Here is a 1,663-nt window from a genome sequence, read left to right on the forward strand (position 1 = left end):
ATGTTCATAGCCAAGTAACCGATGTTGAAAAAAGAACGATTTTTCAGATAAATTTGGTCAGTTTCTTTAACGAGTTCAATATCATCATAGGTTAGGTTGTCCGCAATGAGAATATCACAACATTTCAATTGCCTGATACGTTCTTCAGGATCAGAAATGGTTTTGAAGACAAGCTGACTGACTTTTGCTTTATCAGACCAATACTTGAGATTTCGTTCTAATATGATCTCGCCATTTTCATCCCATGATTTAAAAACAAAAGGACCTGTTCCAACAGGTTTGTACTTTAATTCCTCATTGTATTTCATAATGGCTTCTGGACTGGCAATGCCAAACGCTGGCATAGCTAGTGTGCTTAAAAATGGAGAATAGGGCTTCGATAATACGATTTGAACTGTGTCGTTGTTAAGCGCTTGTACACTCTCCACCAATCCTGGAAAACCTCCGAAATTCATATTCCAGTAGACAAAATGGCCTGCATGATAGGGACTTGTTGAGTCCATCCATCTGTTAAAATTAAAAACCACCGCATCAGCATTCAGTTTTGTACCGTCATGAAACAAGACATTTTTTCTGATGTAAAAACGCCATATCAATCCATCTTCACTGACGTCCCACGACTCAGCCAGTGAGGACTTAATCGATTCGCCGTTCTTATCGTACGTAACCAATGTATCATAGAGGTTTACAGTGACTCTCAAGGACTCCTGATCTGTGACAACAGCAGGGTCTAAACCAATGGAATCACTTGTCCTTCCAATGGTTAAGACGGTATCCTCACTTGAAAATTTATTCTTTACGATGGTGATCATACTAGATGCGTCTTCTTTGACAATATTGCCAAGTAAAAAAATCAAAATACCCATTAAAATACCCAAGCCCATCCATTTTATATCTTTCAATTAGAGATACCTCCAGTGATAAAATATGTATCTAATATTAAGAGTGTGTCCTTTTTATTTTAACAGAGTTCAAAATTCAATTAAAGAAAATTAATATATTTATGAATTTTTTGAGAGAAATAAGTGATAAAAAAAGAAAAATATTAAATAATCGTTATAATATCTATTGTAAGACCAAACAATTTAAGGGGGAACAAAATAATGAAAAGATTTTTAGCATTATTGTTAGTGGTAATCATGGTATTGTCACTTGCAGGCTGTAGTGGTGGCACTACAAACCAAGCAACTATGAACTTGGGAACATCTAATTTAGATCTTGGTTTTAAAATTGGTATCGTAACAGGTACAGTTTCACAAGGTGAAGAAGAGTACCGTGCTGCTGAAGCAGTAAAGAAAAAATACGGTGATCAAGTTATTCTTCAAACATATCCAGACAAATTTATGGATGAGCAAGAAACAACAATCTCTAACATCTTAAGTATTGCAAATGACCCTGATGTAAAAGCAATCATCGTTTGTCAAGCGGTTCCTGGAACTTCTGCAGCAATCGATAAAGTAAGAGAAATCAGAGATGATATCTTAGTAATCGCAGCTGTACCAGGTGAAGCTCCAGACACAATTGCAGCTAAAGCAGATGTAATCTTACAAGGCGATGAATTAGGTATGGGTACTACAATTATTGAGCAAGCTGAAAAGCTTGGTGCAAAAACCTTTGTTCATTACTCATTCCCAAGACATATGTCTTATCCTTTATTAGCTGC

2 protein-coding genes are annotated in these 1,663 nt (G+C 36.0%); one reads left to right on the plus strand and one right to left on the minus strand.

The window, feature by feature from the left end:
* Positions 1-902, minus strand: a 902-nt coding sequence (locus AC220I_RS22235) for an ABC transporter substrate-binding protein (RefSeq protein WP_486726057.1), incomplete at its 3' end; no start/stop codon positions are given.
* A gap of 201 nt (positions 903-1,103) precedes the next feature.
* Here AC220I_RS22235 and AC220I_RS22240 point away from each other — a divergent pair.
* The coding region (locus tag AC220I_RS22240) for a DUF3798 domain-containing protein (RefSeq protein WP_486726058.1) at positions 1,104-1,663 on the plus strand (560 nt) is incomplete at its 3' end.

This window comes from Fusibacter sp. (assembly GCF_057447755.1).